At 65.4% G+C, this 18,866-nt stretch carries 18 protein-coding genes; 13 read left to right on the top strand and 5 right to left on the bottom strand.

The window, feature by feature from the left end; genetic code table 11:
- The first annotated feature begins 14 nt into the window (after positions 1-14).
- Genes CGLY_RS09905 through CGLY_RS09895 form a run of 3 tightly spaced genes read left to right on the top strand, consistent with a single transcriptional unit; the run spans position 15 to position 3,023 of the window.
- Positions 15-1,199 (top strand): glycosyltransferase family 4 protein, encoded by a 1,185-nt coding sequence (locus CGLY_RS09905; protein ID WP_081803868.1) that lies wholly within the window; start codon positions 15-17, stop codon positions 1,197-1,199.
- A gap of 56 nt (positions 1,200-1,255) precedes the next feature.
- Complete coding sequence (locus CGLY_RS09900; protein ID WP_038549125.1) at positions 1,256-2,227, top strand: ROK family protein; 972 nt, start codon at positions 1,256-1,258, stop codon at positions 2,225-2,227.
- A gap of 13 nt (positions 2,228-2,240) precedes the next feature.
- The gene (locus CGLY_RS09895) at positions 2,241-3,023 is read left to right on the top strand and encodes a lysophospholipid acyltransferase family protein (protein WP_038549123.1); all 783 of its coding nucleotides are present in this window, start codon (positions 2,241-2,243) and stop codon (positions 3,021-3,023) included.
- On the opposite strand, the gene CGLY_RS09890 is transcribed toward CGLY_RS09895, so the two are convergent.
- Positions 2,926-4,290: a glycosyltransferase 87 family protein gene (locus tag CGLY_RS09890; protein ID WP_081803867.1), complete on the bottom strand. Its 1,365-nt coding sequence runs from the start codon at positions 4,288-4,290 to the stop codon at positions 2,926-2,928. The two genes, CGLY_RS09895 and CGLY_RS09890, sit on opposite strands and share 98 nt — an antisense overlap.
- Positions 4,291-4,358: 68 nt before the next feature.
- Between CGLY_RS09890 and CGLY_RS09885 the strand changes: the two genes are divergently transcribed.
- Genes CGLY_RS09885 through CGLY_RS09875 form a run of 3 tightly spaced genes read left to right on the top strand, consistent with a single transcriptional unit; the run spans position 4,359 to position 7,466 of the window.
- Positions 4,359-5,525, top strand: coding sequence for an acyltransferase family protein (locus CGLY_RS09885; RefSeq protein ID WP_052539997.1), 1,167 nt, complete (start codon positions 4,359-4,361; stop codon positions 5,523-5,525).
- Between the two features lie 11 nt (positions 5,526-5,536).
- A complete protein-coding gene (locus CGLY_RS09880; RefSeq protein ID WP_038549121.1) occupies positions 5,537-6,034 on the top strand; it encodes a polyadenylate-specific 3'-exoribonuclease AS in 498 nt (165 codons plus the stop codon).
- A gap of 43 nt (positions 6,035-6,077) precedes the next feature.
- Positions 6,078-7,466 carry a class II 3-deoxy-7-phosphoheptulonate synthase gene (locus CGLY_RS09875; protein WP_038549120.1) on the top strand — a complete coding sequence of 463 codons (1,389 nt, stop codon included), beginning with the start codon at positions 6,078-6,080 and terminating at the stop codon, positions 7,464-7,466.
- Positions 7,467-7,490: 24 nt separating this feature from the next.
- On the opposite strand, the gene pknB is transcribed toward CGLY_RS09875, so the two are convergent.
- The gene (gene pknB / locus CGLY_RS09870; RefSeq protein ID WP_038549118.1) at positions 7,491-9,701 is read right to left on the bottom strand and encodes a Stk1 family PASTA domain-containing Ser/Thr kinase; all 2,211 of its coding nucleotides are present in this window, start codon (positions 9,699-9,701) and stop codon (positions 7,491-7,493) included.
- Positions 9,702-9,888: 187 nt separating this feature from the next.
- On the opposite strand from pknB, the gene CGLY_RS17560 reads away from it, so the two are divergent.
- Positions 9,889-10,239 carry an Rv2175c family DNA-binding protein gene (locus tag CGLY_RS17560; protein ID WP_081804054.1) on the top strand — a complete coding sequence of 117 codons (351 nt, stop codon included), beginning with the start codon at positions 9,889-9,891 and terminating at the stop codon, positions 10,237-10,239.
- On the opposite strand, the gene CGLY_RS09865 is transcribed toward CGLY_RS17560, so the two are convergent.
- Both CGLY_RS09865 and CGLY_RS09860 read right to left on the bottom strand, forming a co-directional pair.
- Complete coding sequence (locus CGLY_RS09865; protein WP_038549116.1) at positions 10,153-11,793, bottom strand: alpha-(1->6)-mannopyranosyltransferase A; 1,641 nt, start codon at positions 11,791-11,793, stop codon at positions 10,153-10,155. The two genes, CGLY_RS17560 and CGLY_RS09865, sit on opposite strands and share 87 nt — an antisense overlap.
- A gap of 3 nt (positions 11,794-11,796) precedes the next feature.
- Positions 11,797-12,921, bottom strand: a complete 1,125-nt coding sequence (locus CGLY_RS09860; RefSeq protein WP_038549115.1) for a polyprenyl synthetase family protein — start codon at positions 12,919-12,921, stop codon at positions 11,797-11,799.
- Between the two features lie 129 nt (positions 12,922-13,050).
- On the opposite strand from CGLY_RS09860, the gene CGLY_RS09855 reads away from it, so the two are divergent.
- Positions 13,051-14,040, top strand: coding sequence for a methylenetetrahydrofolate reductase (locus tag CGLY_RS09855; RefSeq protein ID WP_052540860.1), 990 nt, complete (start codon positions 13,051-13,053; stop codon positions 14,038-14,040).
- A 9-nt stretch (positions 14,041-14,049) separates the two neighbouring features.
- Here CGLY_RS09855 and CGLY_RS09850 read toward each other — a convergent pair whose 3' ends face one another.
- Positions 14,050-14,649 (bottom strand): GNAT family N-acetyltransferase, encoded by a 600-nt coding sequence (locus CGLY_RS09850; RefSeq protein WP_038549113.1) that lies wholly within the window; start codon positions 14,647-14,649, stop codon positions 14,050-14,052.
- A 163-nt stretch (positions 14,650-14,812) separates the two neighbouring features.
- Between CGLY_RS09850 and CGLY_RS09845 the strand changes: the two genes are divergently transcribed.
- The 5 genes from CGLY_RS09845 to CGLY_RS16765 all read left to right on the top strand — a co-directional run bounded on the left by CGLY_RS09845 (position 14,813) and on the right by CGLY_RS16765 (position 18,635).
- Positions 14,813-15,250: an SAV_6107 family HEPN domain-containing protein gene (locus CGLY_RS09845; RefSeq protein ID WP_038549111.1), complete on the top strand. Its 438-nt coding sequence runs from the start codon at positions 14,813-14,815 to the stop codon at positions 15,248-15,250.
- Between the two features lie 131 nt (positions 15,251-15,381).
- Positions 15,382-15,774, top strand: coding sequence for a DUF3040 domain-containing protein (locus CGLY_RS09840; protein WP_038549109.1), 393 nt, complete (start codon positions 15,382-15,384; stop codon positions 15,772-15,774).
- A 467-nt stretch (positions 15,775-16,241) separates the two neighbouring features.
- Positions 16,242-16,673 (top strand): division/cell wall cluster transcriptional repressor MraZ, encoded by a 432-nt coding sequence (gene mraZ / locus CGLY_RS09835; protein ID WP_038549107.1) that lies wholly within the window; start codon positions 16,242-16,244, stop codon positions 16,671-16,673.
- A 202-nt stretch (positions 16,674-16,875) separates the two neighbouring features.
- Positions 16,876-17,931, top strand: coding sequence for a 16S rRNA (cytosine(1402)-N(4))-methyltransferase RsmH (gene rsmH / locus CGLY_RS09830; protein WP_038549105.1), 1,056 nt, complete (start codon positions 16,876-16,878; stop codon positions 17,929-17,931).
- The gene (locus CGLY_RS16765) at positions 17,928-18,635 is read left to right on the top strand and encodes a hypothetical protein (protein ID WP_052539995.1); all 708 of its coding nucleotides are present in this window, start codon (positions 17,928-17,930) and stop codon (positions 18,633-18,635) included. Before rsmH ends, CGLY_RS16765 begins: the two co-directional genes overlap by 4 nt.
- The last annotated feature ends 231 nt before the right edge of the window (positions 18,636-18,866 follow it).

Genomic DNA, 18,866 nt, shown 5'->3' with positions numbered 1-18,866 from the left:
TGGCCGCCTCCGCTGTGGACTCCCGCGTTCTGCTCGTCACCAACGATTTTCCACCGACGGTGGGTGGCATCCAGAGTTACCTGCGCGACTACTGCGCGGAGCTCGAACGCCGGCAACCCGGTCGGCTGACCGTTTTCGCCTCCACTCAGGATGCGTCCGCGGCCGCAGCCTATGACGCACAGTTGCCGTTCGATGTCGTGCGCTGGCCTCGTTCGGTGATGTTGCCGACTCCGGCCACGGCGCGTCGGCTGGCTGAGGTGGTTCGGCAGCGAGGGATCGATACCGTGTGGTTCGGCTCGTCAACTCCGTTGGCCTTGATGGGGGGATCGGCACGGAAGGCCGGGGCACGTCGCGTCGTGGCATCGACCCACGGTCATGAAGTGGGGTGGTCGATGGTCCCCGGAGGACGCGGTGTTCTTTGGCTGATCGGTCGCAGGACGGACTGCCTGACCTACGTGTCCCGGTACGCGCGCAACAGGTTCGCTTCTGCCTTCGGCCCGGATGTGGCGTGGGAGCCGATGCCGGGTGGTGTCGACAGCTCGGTGTTTCACCCCGACCCCGCCGGGCGGAAGAGGGTCCGTCGCCGCCTGGGAATCGACGGTCGCCGTGTGATTGTGTGCGTGTCGCGCGTCGTACCGAGGAAGGGCCAGGACACCCTGGTCGACGCGATGCCGGACGTCCTCTCCCGTGTTCCGGACGCGCACCTGCTGATTGTCGGCCCCGGCGACTATGCCGGGAAGCTGGCTAGGCACGCTGCGGGGCTGGGATTGTCTGACCGCGTGACGGTGACCGGTCCCGTCGACCACGGGGAGCTCGTCGCCCACTACTGTGCCGGGGACGTTTTCGCCATGCCTGTCCGTACACAGGGCGGAGGATTCAGCGTGGAAGGCCTGGGGATCGTGTTCCTGGAGTCCCAGGCGTGCGGGGTTCCCACGATCGCGGGATCTGGTGGCGGGGCCCCGGAGACCGTTCAGGACGGTGTCACCGGCGATGTCGTTGACGGAGGGGACGTTGCGGCCGTCGCGGAGTCCGTGTCGACTTTGCTCACGGACGCCGAGCGGGCCCGCCGGTATGCCGCGGCCGGTCAGTCGTACGTCCGGGACGCATGGAACTGGGACGTCCTTGGTGCGCAGCTCGTCTCGGTACTTGACGGTGACGCGGGTCGACCGGGCCGCCACAGTTGGAACTGGCGGGTGTGACCGATAGCCTGGACAGGTTGTGCCGGGACGCCGGTGCGCGACGTACAGGAGGACAAGTGACGCAACTGACCATCGGCATCGATATCGGGGGAACGAATCTCCGTGCCGCCGTGGTCGACCCGGCTGGGCACGTGCTGGACATCGAGCAGCTTCCCACCCCGTCCACGGTCGACTCCCTCGAGACCGCGATAGCGCACGCGGTCGGCACTCTCCGTCAGCGTCACACCGTCGGTGCGGTCGGGCTCGCCGTGGCCGGATTCATCACCGCCGACCAGGAGCGGGTCCGCTTTGCCCCGCACTTGCCGTGGCGTGACCGTGACGTGCGTGACCGGTTGTCCCGGCGTCTCGGACTGCCCGTCGTCCTGGAACACGACGCCAACGCTGCGGCCTGGGGTGAGCAGATCCTGGGCCCGGGCCGTGACGCCGGGACATGGGTACTTTTCGCCGTCGGGACGGGCATCGGGGGTGCCCTGGTCCATGATGGTTCTCTGTACCGCGGCGCCTACGGAACCGCACCCGAGTTCGGGCACCTGACCGTCGTCCCCGGGGGGCGTGCGTGCCCGTGCGGGAAACGGGGGTGTCTGGAACGCTACTGTTCCGGCAGCGCACTGGAGACGACTGCCCTGGAGTACATCGCCACGGGGCGTCACCCGGACAGTATGCTCGCCGGCATCTTCCATTCCCGGCCGGAGGAGATCACGGGGCGTAGCGTCGTCCGGCTCGCCAGAGACGGCGATCCTCTGGCGAAGGAGGTCATCGACGACTTCGCCCTGTGGCTCGGCCGGGGTCTTTCCGCTGTGCAGGAGATCCTCGATCCCGAGCTCATCGTCCTGGGAGGCGGCGTCTCCGCCGACGCAGACCTGTACCTGCCCGGGGCCAGGGCCGAGATGGAGGCGTCCGTGGTGGGCGCCGGTTTCCGTCCGCTCGCCCGCGTCGAAGCGGCTTCCCTGGGCTCGGAGGCAGGTATGATCGGCGTAGCGCTTCTTGCCGGGCAGACTCAGTTGAGTCCGTCCTCGACCGGCTCGTGAAAGGGATAGATCAGTGCAGAACCGCACCTACTGGTGGTTGAAGAATGTGGTCATCGGACCGTGGCTGTGGCTCTACAACCGGCCATTCGCCCGTGGCCTGGACAAGATCCCCGCCGAGGGGCCGGTGATCCTGGCTTCGAACCACCTGGCAGTGATGGACTCGCTGTATTTCCCACTGCTCTCGAAGCGCCAGCTGACGTTCCTGGCGAAGAAAGAGTACTTTACTACGCCCGGGTTCGCCGGAGGCATCCAGAAGTGGTTCTTCTCCTCGGTCGGCCAGGTTCCCATCGACCGGAAGGACAAGGACTCGCAGGACGCCGCTTTGGAGACGGCGCTGAGGGTGCTGGAGAAGGGCGACCCGCTGGGAATGTACCCCGAAGGCACCCGTTCACCGGACGGTCGTCTGTACCGTGGGAAAACCGGGATGGCCAGGATCGCGCTCGCCTCCGGCGCAACGGTGTATCCGGTCGCGATGATCGATTCCGAGAAGGCAAATGTCGCCGGTTCCTGGATGCTTCGCCCACACCGGGTCGGTGTCGTCGTCGGTGACCCGATCGACCCCGCGGACTTCGCCGACCACGGGGATGACGACTATGCCCGTGCACGGGCGTTGACGGATTACACGATGGAGAGGTTGGCGGAACTGTCTGGCCAGGAGTATGTGGACAGCGTCTACGCCGCCGACGTCAAGGAGTCGCTCACCGCTGGGAAGGGGTATCCGGAGGGGACGGAACCGGGGGCGGGGCGGGTGTTGGGGACGAAGCCTCGTCCCCGCTTCTTCCACCATCATTTCTGACGTCGCGGTCTCGGTTCCGGCCACCGCCCGGGCGCAGGATCCCCGGACGGACACCTGCGACACCGAGCCAGGCCACGGCGACCAGAACGTACTCGGACCCGAGGATCTTCATCCACCACGCCCAGTCTTCCTCGGCGCCGTGCGCCGAGGGAAGGTACACATGCACCGGGAACGCCGTGGCGGTCAGCGCCAGAAGTAGCGCGAGAACGGTGAGGGGGAGGGCAGCGGTGCGGGTGCGTCGGTGCGTCCAGAGTGACACACCGACGACCAGCAGCATCGGCAGGACCCACACCCAGTGATGCGCCCAGGAGACGGGGGAGACCAGCAGCGCCAGCAAAGCGTTGGTGCAGACGGCGGCAGTCAGTGCACCGACGGTGATGAGACGCAGCATGACCAGGGCCACGGCGATGACCGTCACTGCGGCGAGGATGTACCACAGTGTCGTCTGGAGCGGGTCACCGGTGAAACGAGCCAGGAATCCGCGCAGGGACTGGTTGGCGGAGTAGGCGAGCCCACCGATGCGGGAAGGGTCACTGATGGTCTCCGTCCAGTACTGCCGGGAGTCGGTCGGCAGGACCAGCCAGGCGGCAGCGGTGGCACCGATGCCGGAGACCACGCTGGTTATCGCCGGCCCCCATTGTCGGCGCAGCAGGAAGTACAGGCCGAATACTGCGGGGGTGAGCTTGAGCGCTGCCGCGAATCCGATGAGCATCCCCCGCGGCCAGGGAGTGCGGGGGAGAAGCAGGTCCGCCGCCACCATCAGCATCAGAAGGATGTTGATCTGGCCGAACTCCAGTGTGTGGGTGACGGGCCAGAGCCATACGGCGACAGGAAGCGCCATGAGTGCGGTGAGGACGAGTTGACGGTTGGTGGGGGTCGGCAGTGTGCGTGCCACGTGCTCTGTGGCAAGCGCACGGACGACGATCATCACGGTCAGGGCCAGACCGATGATGCTCAGTACGGTGAATGTGAGGTAGCCCAGTGTTCCCGACACCAGCGCCAGGGGAGCGAACACGAGGGCGGACAACGGGGGGTAAGTGAAAGGCAGGGTGATGCCCTGTGCCCGGAAACCATCGCTGTACAGGGGCGTCCCGTCCAGGACGGCACGCCCGCCACCCCGGTAGATGTCGTAGTCGAAATGGTAGGTGAAGGTGTCGTCGCTGAGGACGAACCGGAGGATGCCGATGACGGTCACGGTGATGACGACGCCGACGTACCAGCGGATGACGGTACGTCGGCGGTGTGACGGTGTGCTGCGTTTTTCCACAATGATTGACTCTATATCAGGGCACACTCAATTGATTCTTCCGTGCTGATCGGGCACCCTGGAGTCCCGTGTCCGACACTTCCAGAACCCCGTCCGTCGACACCCGCGACACTCGCGACCCCGTTTCGCCTCGTGACGCGGGTACTTCAGCGAGCAGTGCGACGAATCGGCTCCTGTGGGCCGACTGCGCCAAGGGACTGTCGATCATCGGTGTCTGCTACATGCATGTGGTCACCGGCGTTCCGGGCGGGACCTCGACCGCCTGGAACTGGTTCAACGAATTCATGGACCCGATCCGCATGCCGCTGTTCTTCGTGATCTCGGGGCTGTTCGCCCACCGTGTGATCGAAAGGACGCTGGGGGATCTGTGGTACCGCAGGCTCTGGTTTCTGCTGGTACCTTATCTCGTCTTCACTCCGGTACAGGCGGGGATCCGGCTCAACATGGCCGACGACCTCAGCTGGGCCAGTCTTGCACGCGCGATTCTGCTGGGGGACCCGGGGATCTGGTTCCTCTACGTCCTGATGATCTTCAATATCCTCGCCTGTGTACTACGGCGCATACCACCGGTCGGGGCTGTCGCATTGTCGTTCCTCCCGGCTCTGGTGGTCGCGGTTGCAGGGTGGACCTCCTACCCCGAGATCACGCACATCACCCAGTACGCTCCGGCATTCTTCCTGGGCCTGCATTTCCGCCACCTCTTCTTCAGGATCTCCGCCTACGCCGGCAATCTGGCGGTCGTTGCGACGTCCGTCCTGGTCTTCGTCGGCTGGGAGTGGGTCTACTCCCTTGCTGCCGATTACGTGCGTCCGGACGGCTGGTCCACTGGCGAAGCGTCGGTCATGAGCCTGCTTGCCCTGGTCCGTATCGTCACTGCTGTGCCGATGGGGATCCTCGTGGCAACGTGGATCTCCCGGACGCCTGGGTTGTCCACCGGTATCGCCGCGATCGGACGTAATACGCTGCCGATCTACGTCTCCCACCACGCGGCCCTGCATCTCGTCAACAATCGTATTGTTCCTGCCCTGATCGAATCCGACCCGGTCCTCTGGGGCTTCCTGGGAGGAACGAACGCGTTGATCATCACCGGTCTGTTGACCTGTGCAGTGACTGGTTTCCTTTTCTACCTCGTGGGTAGGACGCCGGTGCTCAAGTGGGTTCTGCACCCACCGGCACTGCCGCGCCGTGCAGACACGAAGGACCGTGAAGAAAGCAGGGTGAGGGTCCGGGTCTAGACTTACGTGCCGTGCGATATTTCTACGACACCGAGTTCATCGAAGACGGCACGACCATCGACTTGGTGTCGATTGGTGTAGTGGCTGAGGACGGTCGGGAGTTCTACGCGGTTTCGACCGAGTTCAAGGAGCGCAAGGCCGGCGACTGGGTGCGCCGCAACGTTTTGCCGTTACTGCCGCCACGCACCGACCCGGTGTGGATGTCCAGGGCCGAGATCCGTTCGCGGTTGTTCACTTTCCTGGTGCCCGGCCACCGGCAGGGCGACTGGTTGCCGGCATCCCGACGTCCGGAGCTCTGGGCATGGGTCGGTGCCTACGATCATGTGGCGTTGGCGCAGTTGTGGGGTGACATGACACAACTTCCCCAGGAGCTTCCCCGGTTCACCCGTGAGCTCAAGCAGCTGTGGGAGTCGGCGGGACGGCCCGAACTGCCGGATCCGCCGGCGCGGGCACACGATGCTCTCGAGGATGCACGTGCGAATCTGGTGAAGTTCCGCCTGTCAAGATAGGGCAGTTCACCATTCGGGCACGGCGTCTCGTAAGATGACGCGCATGGGTTGGACAATTGACGCACCTCTCGAAGAGCTTCCTGATCTGCCGCCGCTGCCCGGCGACCTCGAACGGGTCTTTCAGGACACCATCGCACGCGACGCGAAGCAGCAGCCGTCGTGGGATCAGGGCCATGCCGACCGCGTGCGCAAGATCCTGGAGTCGGTGCCGCCGATCGTCGTGGCTCCGGAGATCCGCCGCCTCAAGACGCAGCTCGCAGATGTTGCGCGGGGCAAGGCGTTCCTGCTGCAGGGGGGCGACTGTGCGGAGACGTTCGAGTCCAACACCGAGCCACACATCCGCGGCAACGTCAAGACTCTGCTGCAGATGGCCGTGGTGTTGACGTACGGTGCCTCCACCCCTGTCGTGAAGATGGCGCGTATTGCCGGTCAGTACTCGAAGCCGCGGTCCGCGGACCGCGACTCCAACGGGCTGTTGAACTACCGCGGCGACCTCGTCAACGGCATCGGCGCCACCGAAGAGGAACGGCGCCACGATCCGTCCCGCATGGTGCGTGCCTACGCCAACTCGGGTGCCGCGATGAACCTTGTACGTGCCCTGACCAGTTCGGGCACCGCCGACCTGGCCAAGCTACACGAGTGGAACCGTGAATTTGTCGCCAACTCCCGCGCCGGGGCCCGCTACGAGGCGTTGGCAGGGGAGATCGAGCGTGGTCTGGAGTTCATGAGCGCCTGCGGTGTCTCCGACTCCACGCTGCAGACGGCGGACATCTACTGCTCGCATGAGGCCCTGGTGCGTGACTACGAGCGTGCAATGCTCCGTCTGGCACATGGGGAGGACGGCGAGGATGTGCTGTACAACCTCTCCGCCCACCAGATCTGGATCGGGGAGCGCACACGTGGTCTCGATGACTTCCACATCGCCTTCGCGGCGATGGTCGGAAATCCGGTCGGCGTGAAGATCGGGCCGACGACGACACCGGAGGAGGCCGTCGCCTACGTCCAGAAGCTCGATCCCCGGAATGAACCCGGTACGTTGACGCTGATCACGCGGATGGGATACGACAAAATCCGGGATGTCCTGCCTCCGATCGTTGAGGCCGTTGAAGCGACCGGACACAAGGTCATCTGGCAGTGTGACCCGATGCACGGTAATACCTACACGTCCTCCAACGGCTACAAGACCCGTGACTTCGATCGCATCATCGATGAGGTCCAGGGGTTCTTCGAGGTGCACCGCGCCGCCGGTTCGCACCCCGGTGGTGTGCACATCGAGTTCACCGGTGAGGACGTCACCGAGGTGGTCGGTGGAGCGCAGGACATCACCGACCTGGACCTGCCGTCGCGGTACGCGACGGTGGTGGATCCCCGCCTGAACACCCAGCAGGCTCTCGAGCTGTCCTTCCTCGTGGCTGAGATGCTGCGTAAGTAACTGCCGCCGGAGCACCGGCGGCAGTTACAAGGTCCGCAATGTGACGGTGTCGCCGACAGCGGCGCGTGAGGTCGGTCCCGGCGACTGCGTGATCACACGCCCGTCCTCCCGGCCCTCGACCGCGACTTCCAGGCCCTCGTCTTCGAGGGCCTTTGTCGCGCTGTCCACTGACCGCCCGATGACGAAGGGCACCCGGACCATGGTCGATTCCCGCAGTGTGACAGTCGTTGACTCGGCTGGATCGACCCGGGTTCCTGCCGAGGGCTCCTGTGCGGCGATATCGCCGCGCGAGACGGAGGTGTCGGACACTCCGTCGCCGGCACCGGGAGACAGGCCAAGGTCACGCAGTTCGTCGGCGGCCTCGTCGGCGCTCATGCCTTCCAGGTCAGGTACCGTGATCGCGTTGGAGAGGATCAGGGTGACAGCGGAGGAACCCGGGACTTCGCTTCCAGCGTCGACGTCGGTGCCGATCGCGTCACCGCCGTCGACGTCCTCGTCGAATCGGCGCTCGACGTCGCCGACCTCCAACCCGGCGGATTCGATCGCCCGCCGCGCCTGACGTTCGGACATACCGGAAACGTCCGGCACCTTCACCGGCCTGGCACCTTTGCTGACCTTGACGGTGACCTCTGTTCCTGTGTCCACGGTCTGTCCTGCCCGGGGGGTCACCTCGGCCACGATGCCGGACCTGACGTCGTCGGAGTACACGGATTCACCGACAGTCCAGGTCAAAGTCCTGTCGGACAATTTTGTCTGGTAGGCGGAGAGGTTGTCGGTCGCTCCCGGGGTGGGCACGGTCGGGCGACCTTGGGACACAAGGACCGCCACGTCATCGCCGCGTAGCGCGCGTTCGCCGGCGTCGGGATCTGTTCCGGTCACAGTCTCTTCCGGGTCATTGTCGGAATAGACTTCGCTGACGGTGGCGGTGAATCCTGCGGCCTCGACTGCCGCACGGGCGCCGGACACGTCCTGGCCGAGGACCTGGGGAATCTCACCGTACCGGCCGGAAGTCACCCACCAGCCTGCGACGGCGACGCCGATCACCAGGATGACGAGCAGGATCCCCCAGATCAGCGTGGCTCCGCCGCCGCGATTCGTCAATGGCCGGGAGCGAGGCGGTGTGCGCTCCTGAACGGGGGGCTGATCATCATGGAGGTGGCGGGGCTCGGGGGGATAGTCGGGGTCGGGGGTGGGCGATACCTGCGGAACGAGGTTGGTTTCGGCGGTGTGGGCCGCAGGGAGGTCGTCGCGGGTCTCGGTGGTCCCGGCGGCGAACATGCTTGTGGCCATGGCGTCGTCGTCCCAGCTCAACCGGTCCGAGACGACGGACCCCTCCAGCGCGCGGTGGACGGCGCTGGCGGTGGGTGCGGGGACCTGGAAATCGGGAAGACCGAGATCCCGGCGGGTGTCCCGGACTGCGGCCAAGAAACCGCCCCCGTCGACGAAACGTGCGGCCGCGTCCTGGCGAGTGGCGTGGACCACCAGATCGTCGAGTTCGGGGGGGACCCCGGCGATGAGGGTGGACGGAGCGGGAACCTCGTTGTCGAGCCGCATCAGCGCGGTCTCTTCGGGCGAAGAACCCCGGAACGGGGTCCGTCCGGTGAGAAGCTCGAACAACAGGATCCCGGCGGAGTAGACGTCGCCCTCCGGGCCGACATGCCCGCCCCGGACCTGCTCGGGGGAGAGGTACGCGGCGGTGCCGATCACGGGGCCACCAGAGGTGACGTCGCGACGAGACGCGCGGACCAGTCCGAAGTCGGCGAGTTTGACCTGGTGGTCATCGCGGATGAGGACGTTGTCCGGTTTCACGTCACGGTGCACCATCCCCTCCTCATGTGCCAGGGCGAGTGCTTCGAGGACCGGCCCCATCACCGCCAGTGCCGCGTGGGGTGGCATGGGGCCGCGCTCGCGGAGGAGCTCGCGCAGCGTACCTCCCGGTACCAGCTCCATGACTAGGAACACATGGTCCCCGTCCGGGCGGTGGTCGACGCCCTGATCGAAGACGTTGACCAGGCAGGGGTGGTTCAGGCGCGCCACGGCCCGTGCCTCGCGTTCAAACCGGGCGCGGAACGCGGGCTCCCGGGCGAATCCCGGATCAAGGACCTTGGCGGCGAGGTCGCGGTCCAGCCTGGTGTCGACGCAGTGGTAGACGACCGACATTCCTCCGCGGGCGATTGTCTCGCCGATGCGGTACCGGTTGTCCAACAGGTCTCCCGGGCGCAACTGGGATTCCATGATGTTCGACCCGCCTCCTTTCATTTACGGCTACCGGGGAAGTATACGGGGCAGTCCAGGAAAGTCGGGAGGACGGGATAGGGTGGGTGCCGTGAGTACGAATAACAACAGCGACAATCCTGACGTCACCTCCGGGTCCGACCACGCCGCCGATGGTGCGGTCGCGGGACGCGAGCTTACGTCCCCAGTGACAGGGCTCCCGGCCGGCGAACGGGTCTTCAACGTCCCCGAAACCGCAGAACTGCTCGGCGTCCTGGTGACCCGCATCATGGATGACCTCAACAGTCACCGCCTGGTGGCGGTACAGGTGGACGGCGTCCGGCAGATCCCTGCGCGGTTCTTCACCGATGCCGGTGAGATCAACCGCTTCGTGCCCGGTCTCATCGCCCTGCTGGCGGACGGAGGTTACTCCGACGAGGAGATCCTGGAATTCCTGTTCACCGAGGACGGGTCATTGCCGGGGCGCCCTGTCGATGCGCTCCATGGCCACCTCGCCAGGGAGGTCATGCGTCGCGCCCAGGCGATGGCCATCGCCTGAATCCTCGCCTGAATCCTCTGCTGACTCGTCGGAACGTCCGGAGGAGTCTTTGAGGCATGTGGTGGCGGCCCACCACATCACCACTCCGACGACGATGAGCCACCACAGTGAGTAGAGACGGTTGTTACCGCCCCCGTCGAAGGTCATGGACATGACCATCGACAACCAGGCCACGACAATCACCGCCCTGCGGTCGCGGACCCAGACCCCGAAGAGCGCCAATGGTGCCATGTAGTACCACGGCAGGACGACGGCATTGAGCACACAGGTCACCGCATAGGCGGCTGTCGCACCGACCATTGCGTCCCGCGGGCCGCGACGCCAGATGAACCAGCAGACCACGAGTGCGATCAGCATCAGGGCCATGGTGACCGGCCGGAGGACCGCGACGATCTCGTTGAAGTAGATCTCCTCGTTGATCAGGCTCAACGGGCGCACGAGGAAGCCGGCGAGCAGCGATGCCAGGGAGAGGGGGTTGATGACCTTGGTGTTCCCACTGATCTCGGCGACCCAACCCCAGGTCTGACCGCTTGCCCAGGTGATCACGACGACGGAGGCCAGCATCACTACAGCGGAGCCCAGTCCACCCAGCAGTATTGTCGCCAGACGGGCGGGTGTGAACTGGCGGAGATCGCGGAGGATCTCGCGCACGCGACGACGGGGGCCGTCCTCACCCGGCAATATGCCGGCACGTCGCGCCACGAACACCCAGACCAGGAACGGCAGTGCGAAGAGTGCGGTCGCCTTCAAGGCGACGCCGGCGCCGATCAGAGCGGAACCGTAAAGCAGGCCGCGCACCGGTGCGGCCCGCAGGCCGAGGAGCAGTCCGGCGCAGACGAGGGCCATCATGGTGACCTCGTTGTGCATGCCGCCGATGAAGTGGATGACGGCCAGGGGATTGGCCACACCGATCCATACGGCCAGGTGGGGCGAGGACCCGAGGCGCCGGGCCAGGCCGGCCACCGCCCAGACGAGGACGGCGAAGCTGGCCAGCGAGAGGATCTTGTAGACGATGATCCCGGCGGTGATGTTGTCCCCGATGATCCGAGTGATGCCCTCGCCGATCCACAGGTGAAGAGGACCGTAGGGGGTCGTCGTGTTTCTCCAGTCTCCGCTCACCTCGAAGAACATACGACCGGGATTGGCGGAGGCACCGACGTCGTAGGCGTTGAGCCCGTCCCGGGCGAGGGTGCCCTGCATCAGGTAGGAGTAGATGTCACGGCTCATCAGGGGCCCGGCGAAGAACAACGGTGCGACCCAGGCGATGACCGTCCGGTTTCCCAGTGTTTCGCCGAGTCGGACGATGCGACCGCCGATCACGATCCACGACAGGATCATCAGCAGGATGGCCACCCACATAAACACGACGACGATCCCGTAGAGGTGGCCGAAACCCAGGTTCGACCATCCCAGTTCCTGGAGGACACCTCCGCGGTTGCGGGTCGCGCCGACCGAGTGGGAACACACCGCCAACAGGACTGAACCGATCACCCCGAGCAGGATGGCGCGGCGACGCGGCATGTCGCGGACCCGGGCTGCGATCGTTGTCAACACGGTTCAGCTCCTCCGCTCGGTGAGCTGTTCGGCGACGGTGACGAGTTCCTCTGTGACCGATGCGCCAAGTCCGCCTCGACGCAGGGTCCCTATGGCGCGGTCGGTGAGAGACCGAATCCGTGCGGTGGTGTCGTCAGCGGCTCCGGAGTCCACGATGATTGCACGGAGGTCGTCCACCTCTGACTCAGACGTGGCGGTGCCGATGCCGGCCCGTAACCGTGCTGCGGCAGCAGGGTCGGTGGCGTCAGCGGCGCGGAGCGCCGTCGCCGCCAGGTATGTCCGTTTCCCGGAACGGAGGTCGTCGCCGGAGGCCTTCCCGGTGACCACCGGGTCACCGAAGACCCCGAGGTAATCGTCCTCCAGCTGGAAGGCGATGCCGATGTCTCGACCTGCGGCCCGCAGCATCTGTACCGTCCGCTCGGGCGCGTCAGCGAGGGAGGCCCCGAGGTGCAGAGGTCGTTCCACGGTGTAGGCGGCGGTCTTGTAGGTGTTGACCTTCGCCGATGCCTCAGGATCTTCAGAACCGCTGGCTTCCACGGAGATGTCGAGCATTTGCCCGGCGATGACCTCCGTGCGCATCGCGCGCCAGGGCGTGCGCGCACGCAGCAGGGACTCGGCGGAGATCCCGGAGTCGGCGAGCATGTCATCTGCCCAGGCGAAAGCGAGGTCACCGACCAGGATCGCCTGACTGACACCGTAGTCACCGGCGTCACCGTGCCACTGGTCGCGACGGTGCCGAGACTCGAATGCGCGGTGGACGGTCGCACGCCCACGCCGGGTGTCCGAGTGATCGATGATGTCGTCGTGTATCAGGGCGCACGCCTGTATGAACTCCAGGGAACTGACGGCGGTGATCAGGCTGTCGGCGTCGGTCACGTGGTCGAGCCGCCCGCCCCCGCCTTCCAAGGCGGCGCGGACACCTGCCCAGGCGAAGAGAGGGCGGAGCCGTTTGCCTCCGACGACGAACCCCGCGAGTTCGCTGATGCCCTGGGCGATGACAGGATCGATGCCGTCGAACTCCGCGTGCCGGGCAGCCAGGAACTCCGTGAGGGTGTCGTCGACGACGGGGGGGACGTCGGTCAGCGGAGCGTCGACGTGCCAGGTCTTCATCGGGGCGGCGTCGGCCATCGGTGGGTCCTCCGTAACTAGGTGGGGGAGCGCATTCGCGTCCGGTTCAACCCAATAGTAGGGACCGGGGTGAGGAAAGCAGACCTCGACCTGCCGGACGCGGGGGACGGTCTTCTAGGATGGGGCCCTATGGTCAATGAAATTCACCGCCCCGCCCCGGCGAGCCTGCAGGTCGCCGTCGCAGACACCCTCAAGTGGGGTACGCCTGGACGCGTGCCTTTTTCGGTGGAGTTTATGCCCCCTCGTAACGATGCTGCAGAGCAGCGTCTCTGGTCCGCCGCAGAGGCGTTTCACGACCTCGGCGCCAGTTTCGTCTCGGTCACCTACGGCGCCGGGGGATCAAGCAGGGAGCGGACGGAGCGGGTGGCGTCCCGGTTGGCGGTGAAACCGTTGACCACGTTGCTCCATCTCACCCTGGTCGACCACAGGGAAGAGGAGCTCCGGGACATTCTGCGCGAGTTCGCGTCGTTGGGTCTGACGAACCTGTTGGCGTTGCGGGGGGACCCGCCCGGCGACCCGATGGGGGACTGGACGCCGGTCGACGGGGGGCTCAATTTCGCTCACGAGTTGATCGAACTCGTGCGGTCCATGCCCGAATGCGTCGACTTCGACATCGGCATAGCGTCCTTCCCCGAGGGGCACTACCGCGCCGGGAGCCTGGAGGACGATACCCGTTATACACTGCAGAAGCTACAGGCAGGGGCGAGCTACTCCATTACCCAGATGTTCTTCGACGTCGACCATTACCTCCGGTTACGGGACCGACTGGCAGCGGCTGACCCCGTGCACGGCGCGAAACCGATCATCCCTGGTCTGATGCCGATCACCTCGCTGAAGTCGGTGCGTCGCCAGTTGGAACTGTCCGGGGCCTCGCTGCCGACGGATATCGACGAGCTGTTGACCCGTGCGGCCGCCGGCGACGAAGTGAAGAATGCCGCGGGGATCCGTGAAGCAGGTATCGAGGTCACGTCGAGGATGGCGGAGAGACTCATTGCGGAGGGGGCGCCCGACCTGCACTTCATGACGATGAACAATGTCCGCGCGACCCAGGAGGTGCTCCATAACCTGGGAATGGCGCCTGCGTGGGGCCCCGAACTGGGCCAGGACATGGTGCGCTAAGGTCCCTCGTCACTCCCTCGTGAGGGCAAGGATGCCGAAAGGGCGGGGGTCGGAGCCGAAGCGGAACCCCCGCAGGACATCCCGGAAGCCGGTGGCACGGTAGAGGGACCATGCGGCATTGGCTTCGCCGTCGACTTCCGGGGTGGAGAGCAGTGAAACCGGTCGGTGGAGGTGGGGCAGCAGCGTGCTGAGCAGCCTCCGCCCGATTCCTTGTCCCTGGTGGTCAGGGTGAACGTGGACTTCGGAGATTTCGTCGTAGTCTGCGAGCAGGGCGTCGGCGGCGTCGTTGCTGAGTCCCGTGGAGACCAGGCCGCGATGGACTTCCCTGTACCACCAACTGGAACGGTCGCCCGGAAAACCATAGGCCACCCCGACTGCGCGGTGCCCCGAGTGTCCGGGGTCCGGAGCGGATCGGGTCGGGTGAGACAGTGCGACCACGCAGCTGAATCCTGGTTTCCGGGAATTGTCCAACCACAGCTGTCGACGCTGGTGGAAAGTCTCCGGAGGGTACGACATCGCCCTCAGGTGAATGTCGACAAGCTGGTCGATGCGGCGGACATAGTCCTGCACCGGGAGGGTGCACACGCTGATCTGGTGGTCGTCGGTCACTTCTCCATTGTGGCAAACGGGGCGGCGGAGCTGACACAAACGGGCAAAATAGAACACATGTTCTATAGGGTGGCGTCGTCCGGCTTTCACGTCCGGGGGCCTTCGTATGGTGAAAGGCGTTACCACGGGTCAGTGGACGGGACGGTCCGAGAAGGAGGCGGTCATGGCACAGGGAGCTACCGGCAGTGTTGCCAGGATGAGCAGGTCGCATAAGGGCGGGGCCGTTCCGCCGGAGACATTCGTGATCGAGGCGGAGCGACTACTTGAGCTCAGCCGCACTGATCTCGTGCGTGAGGAGCGGCTGACCTGGGCGTACCGTGCTGCGCTCCGTGCTGCGGGTGCGGTCATCCAGTTTGCCAGGAAGAAGCGGCGACGGTTACCGCCGGGAAGCGCCTGGGAAAAGGTGCGGGCGCTCACCGGGGACGAGGAGATGGAGACCTGGTGTCTCCGTTTTGCTCCCCATGCCCGGCTGGTGGCTCAGGTGGAGATGGGGCTGGTTCCTGAACTGTCAGAAGAGCAGGTGACCGAGGTGTACCAGGATGCCTGCAACTTCCTTGACGCTGTCCGTGGTCGCGTCGGCTACCTGCCTGAGGTTGCGTGACAGGCGGAGGGTGGTCCTGGGGTAGGATTAATGGCATCAGTACGGAACTTTTTCCGCTCATCGTGCGTTGAGACGGTAGAGACAGAACATCCGGTAAATATCGACACCCGACACCTCAGGGGAGGACGATCGTGGCCCTTTCAGAACAGGAACGGCGCATGCTGCAGGAGATCGAGCAGGCGCTGATTGCCGACGACCCCAACCTTGCCAGGCAGGCCGCGGGAGACGGGCCGGTCGGCGGTGGCTTCAGTATTGGAATCCGCTCGGTAGCGGTGTTTCTCCTCGGTGTGTGCCTCCTCATCGCCGGGATCGCACTGTCCCAGAACAGCCTCTGGTTTGTCGCGCTCGGGGTCGTCGGATTTCTCGTGATGTTCGGCGGGGGGTTGCTGGCCTTCCGTGGGGCCGGGTCATCGGGCTCCGGCGCCGGGAGATCCGGCTCACCCTCCGGGAAGTCGGGCCCCGGCCCGAAGAGTGGCGGCGTCGCCGACCGCATGGAGGACAGCTTCCGCAAGCGGTTCGAATAATTCACCGCGAGGTGCTGTAACCTCGCCCGCCGTACGCGCCGACTCACGGGCGGGCTCCGATCATCGATCGGAGCCCGCCCGTTTTATCATGCCCGACGACCTGTCGCCCCGATGCTCCCGTAGTCCCCACAATGCCCCACCGGGCCCCCACGGACCGGTCGAGGTGTGCGGAAAGGTCCCGATCCTCCCGACATTCGCGACAGGGGTGACAAAAAGTCCCCACCTTCCCCCACTATGCTTGAATTCATATAATCACAGTTCAGAACGGTGATGTCCCCGGACATCTTCCATCAGGATGACGTGTTGTGCGACTTTTGTGGCCTTCTGTGGCTTGTGGGCTAGTCACTGTGGTTGGAAGTGGGGTACTGTGGGGCGCACTGGGGCAGATTGGTCCCGGGACAACTTCACAGAGAACGCATACGGCAACAATGTCTCAGATGTCCGGATGACCGGGGAAGGGGGCCGACATGTTCTTCGGCACCTTCACCCCGAAGCTCGACGACAAAGGTCGGTTGACCTTGCCTGCCAAGTTCCGCGAGCAGTTGGCGGACGGGCTGGTCGTCGTCAACGGTCAGGACCACAGCCTCGCTGTCCACACCAAAGCGGAGTTCCAGGTGCGTGCCGCGAAAGCAGCGGCAGCGTCACGGGCGAACCCGCAGGCGAGGGCATATGTCAGGAATCTGGCGGCGAGTGCCGATGAACAGGAGCTCGACAAGCAGGGGAGGATCACCCTCTCTGCCGGGCACCGGAGTTACGCGGGCCTCAACAAGGACTGCGTCGTCATCGGCTCGGTCGACTTCATCGAGATCTGGGACGCTGCCGCCTGGGAGGCCTACCTGGAGGAGCACGAGTCCACTTTCGCCGACGGTGATGACGACTCGCTCGCCGGGATCCTCTGACAGGCGTTGTGACTGCCGTATGCCCCCGCGACGCCGGTGGGACTGTGTGCCGGCCCTCATCTGCGCGGACGACCTTGTTTTGATGTACTTCCCCGACATCAAACGGGCCCGTGCAGGTGAGGCCCTGTGTACAGTCCCGGCGGCGTTGTGATGACCACGTGAACGGGACCGGACAACCGCCCCTGAAGAAAGGACCTCCTCGATGACCGTCGCCGATGACGACAAGAACGCACGCGTCTCTGGCGAGCACGGGCATGTCCCGGTCATGCGCGACCGCATGGTGGAGCTCGTCGGTGAGGGGGTGACCTCGTCCGAAGCGCTGGACATCCCTGTCATCGTCGACGGGACGCTGGGGGCGGGAGGACACACCGAGGTTTTTCTCGACAGCTTCCCCCGGGCAGTGGTCGTCGGCCTCGATCGTGATCCTGCCGCGCTCACGCAGGCACAGGAGCGTCTGGCGCGTTTCGGTGACCGGTTCCTCGCTCACCGCACCAGGTTCGACGGTCTCGGGGAGGCGCTGGACACGCTGGTGGATGAAGGAAAACTTCCGGAGTCGGTCCGGGAGGTCGGTGTCTCGGGATATCTCTTCGACCTCGGAGTGTCGTCGATGCAGTTGGATCAGGCGGACCGTGGTTTTGCTTATGCCCAGGACGCACCGTTGGACATGCGGATGGACCCGGACCTGCCCACCACTGCGGCGGACATCCTCAACAACTACGCACACGGGGACCTGGCCCGGATCCTCAAGTCCTACGGGGATGAACGTTTCGCGGGGAAGATCGCCTCGGCCGTCCTCCGGGAACGGGAGTCGGAGCCGTTCACGACCTCCGGACGCCTGGTTGAACTGCTCTACCGCACGATTCCGGCAGCCTCCCGGCGCACCGGGGGACATCCCGCCAAGCGCACATTCCAGGCCCTTCGCGTGGAAGTGAACGCCGAGTTGGATTCTCTGGCTGCCGTCATTCCCGAGGCAACGGCACGTCTCCATGTCGGAGGCGTCGCGGTTTTCATGAGTTACCAGTCCCTGGAGGACCGCATCGTCAAGAAGGCTCTCACTGACCTGACGGTGGACCACACGCCGGCGGGACTACCGGTCGCGCTGCCCGAGTACGCCCCAGATTTCGAGCTTGTCACCCGAGGCTCGGAGAAAGCCTCCGAGGCGGAGATCGAGCAGAACCCGCGGGCGGCGCCCGTCCGGGTCAGGGCAGTCCGACGCATTCAGCAGACACACCGAGACGCACAGCGAGGAACCAGATGAGCACCGCCACCGCAGCCCGTCAGCGCACCCGCCAACGCACCAGCGTAACCGGGAATGACGATCACAGGTCCGCCGTCGTCACTCCGGCACCCCGTCGTGAGGATCCCCGCCGCACCCACGCCAGTCCGGTCCGGCGGCGAGGTTCGAGGCAGCAGGTGACGGTTCGGGGACGTCGAATCGCCGTCCCGTCCGCCGCTGAGCGCTCGGTGGTGCGGACCTGGGTGGTCCTACTCGCTCTGTTCGTCGCCGGAGTTGCTTTCGCCATGTATCTGTCGGGAAAGACGACGGAACAGTCCTTCCAGCTCTCTGAGGCTGAAGCAACGAGCACGACGCTGTCCAATGAACTGGAGTCGCTGCACCGCGATGTGGAGGATGCGTCCTCCACTCAACGCATCGCGGCTGAGGCATCGCGTCTGGGAATGGTCGTCCCCGGTCAGGCGGGCGTCCTCAACGTCAACGGTGACGACGTCAACGAACTCCGCGCCGCAGACCCTGAGGCAACCCTGCCGGTCACGGACATCAACGGTGACGTCCGGGCGCAGCGCCCGACCAGTGACCCGGAGGCTACCGGGCAGGTCCCGGGGCTGGCTCCGCAGGCGCTGGACAACGGAGGCAACGGGCGCGACAACCCGGACGGTGACTCTGTGGCACCGGCCGGCGAGGCGCAGCGTGGTTCCGACTCAACCGGCGAACTTCCATACTGACGGCGCAGCCGACAAGACACGCCCGGCGTCCAATGCCCCGGGTGCGGTGCCCGTGCTAGGACAATGGACGGGATGAATCGACCGGGTCTCATGTCCGGTCGACAGGATCATGCGGTGAGCATCGTGGAAGGGAGAGGTCACATTGGCCGAGGACAGGGACCGAAGGCAGTACGCCGGACGTGACCCCCGACCTCAGCGACCCTCGCGTCCCTCGCGACCGTCGTCCCGGTC

This window comes from Corynebacterium glyciniphilum AJ 3170, assembly GCF_000626675.1.
Classification (GTDB): Bacteria; Actinomycetota; Actinomycetes; order Mycobacteriales; family Mycobacteriaceae; genus Corynebacterium; species Corynebacterium glyciniphilum.
This window is presented reverse-complemented; position numbering and strand designations above follow the sequence as displayed.

Coding starts and splice junctions, on each gene's coding strand:
- CGLY_RS09875 (WP_038549120.1), top strand. CDS start 6,078: ATGGGTTGGACAATTGACGCACCTCTCGAAGAGCTTCCTGATCTGCCG.
- pknB (WP_038549118.1), bottom strand. CDS start 9,701: ATGGAATCCCAGTTGCGCCCGGGAGACCTGTTGGACAACCGGTACCGC.
- CGLY_RS09860 (WP_038549115.1), bottom strand. CDS start 12,921: ATGGCCGACGCCGCCCCGATGAAGACCTGGCACGTCGACGCTCCGCTG.
- CGLY_RS09855 (WP_052540860.1), top strand. CDS start 13,051: ATGGTCAATGAAATTCACCGCCCCGCCCCGGCGAGCCTGCAGGTCGCC.
- CGLY_RS09845 (WP_038549111.1), top strand. CDS start 14,813: ATGGCACAGGGAGCTACCGGCAGTGTTGCCAGGATGAGCAGGTCGCAT.
- mraZ (WP_038549107.1), top strand. CDS start 16,242: ATGTTCTTCGGCACCTTCACCCCGAAGCTCGACGACAAAGGTCGGTTG.
- rsmH (WP_038549105.1), top strand. CDS start 16,876: ATGACCGTCGCCGATGACGACAAGAACGCACGCGTCTCTGGCGAGCAC.
- CGLY_RS16765 (WP_052539995.1), top strand. CDS start 17,928: ATGAGCACCGCCACCGCAGCCCGTCAGCGCACCCGCCAACGCACCAGC.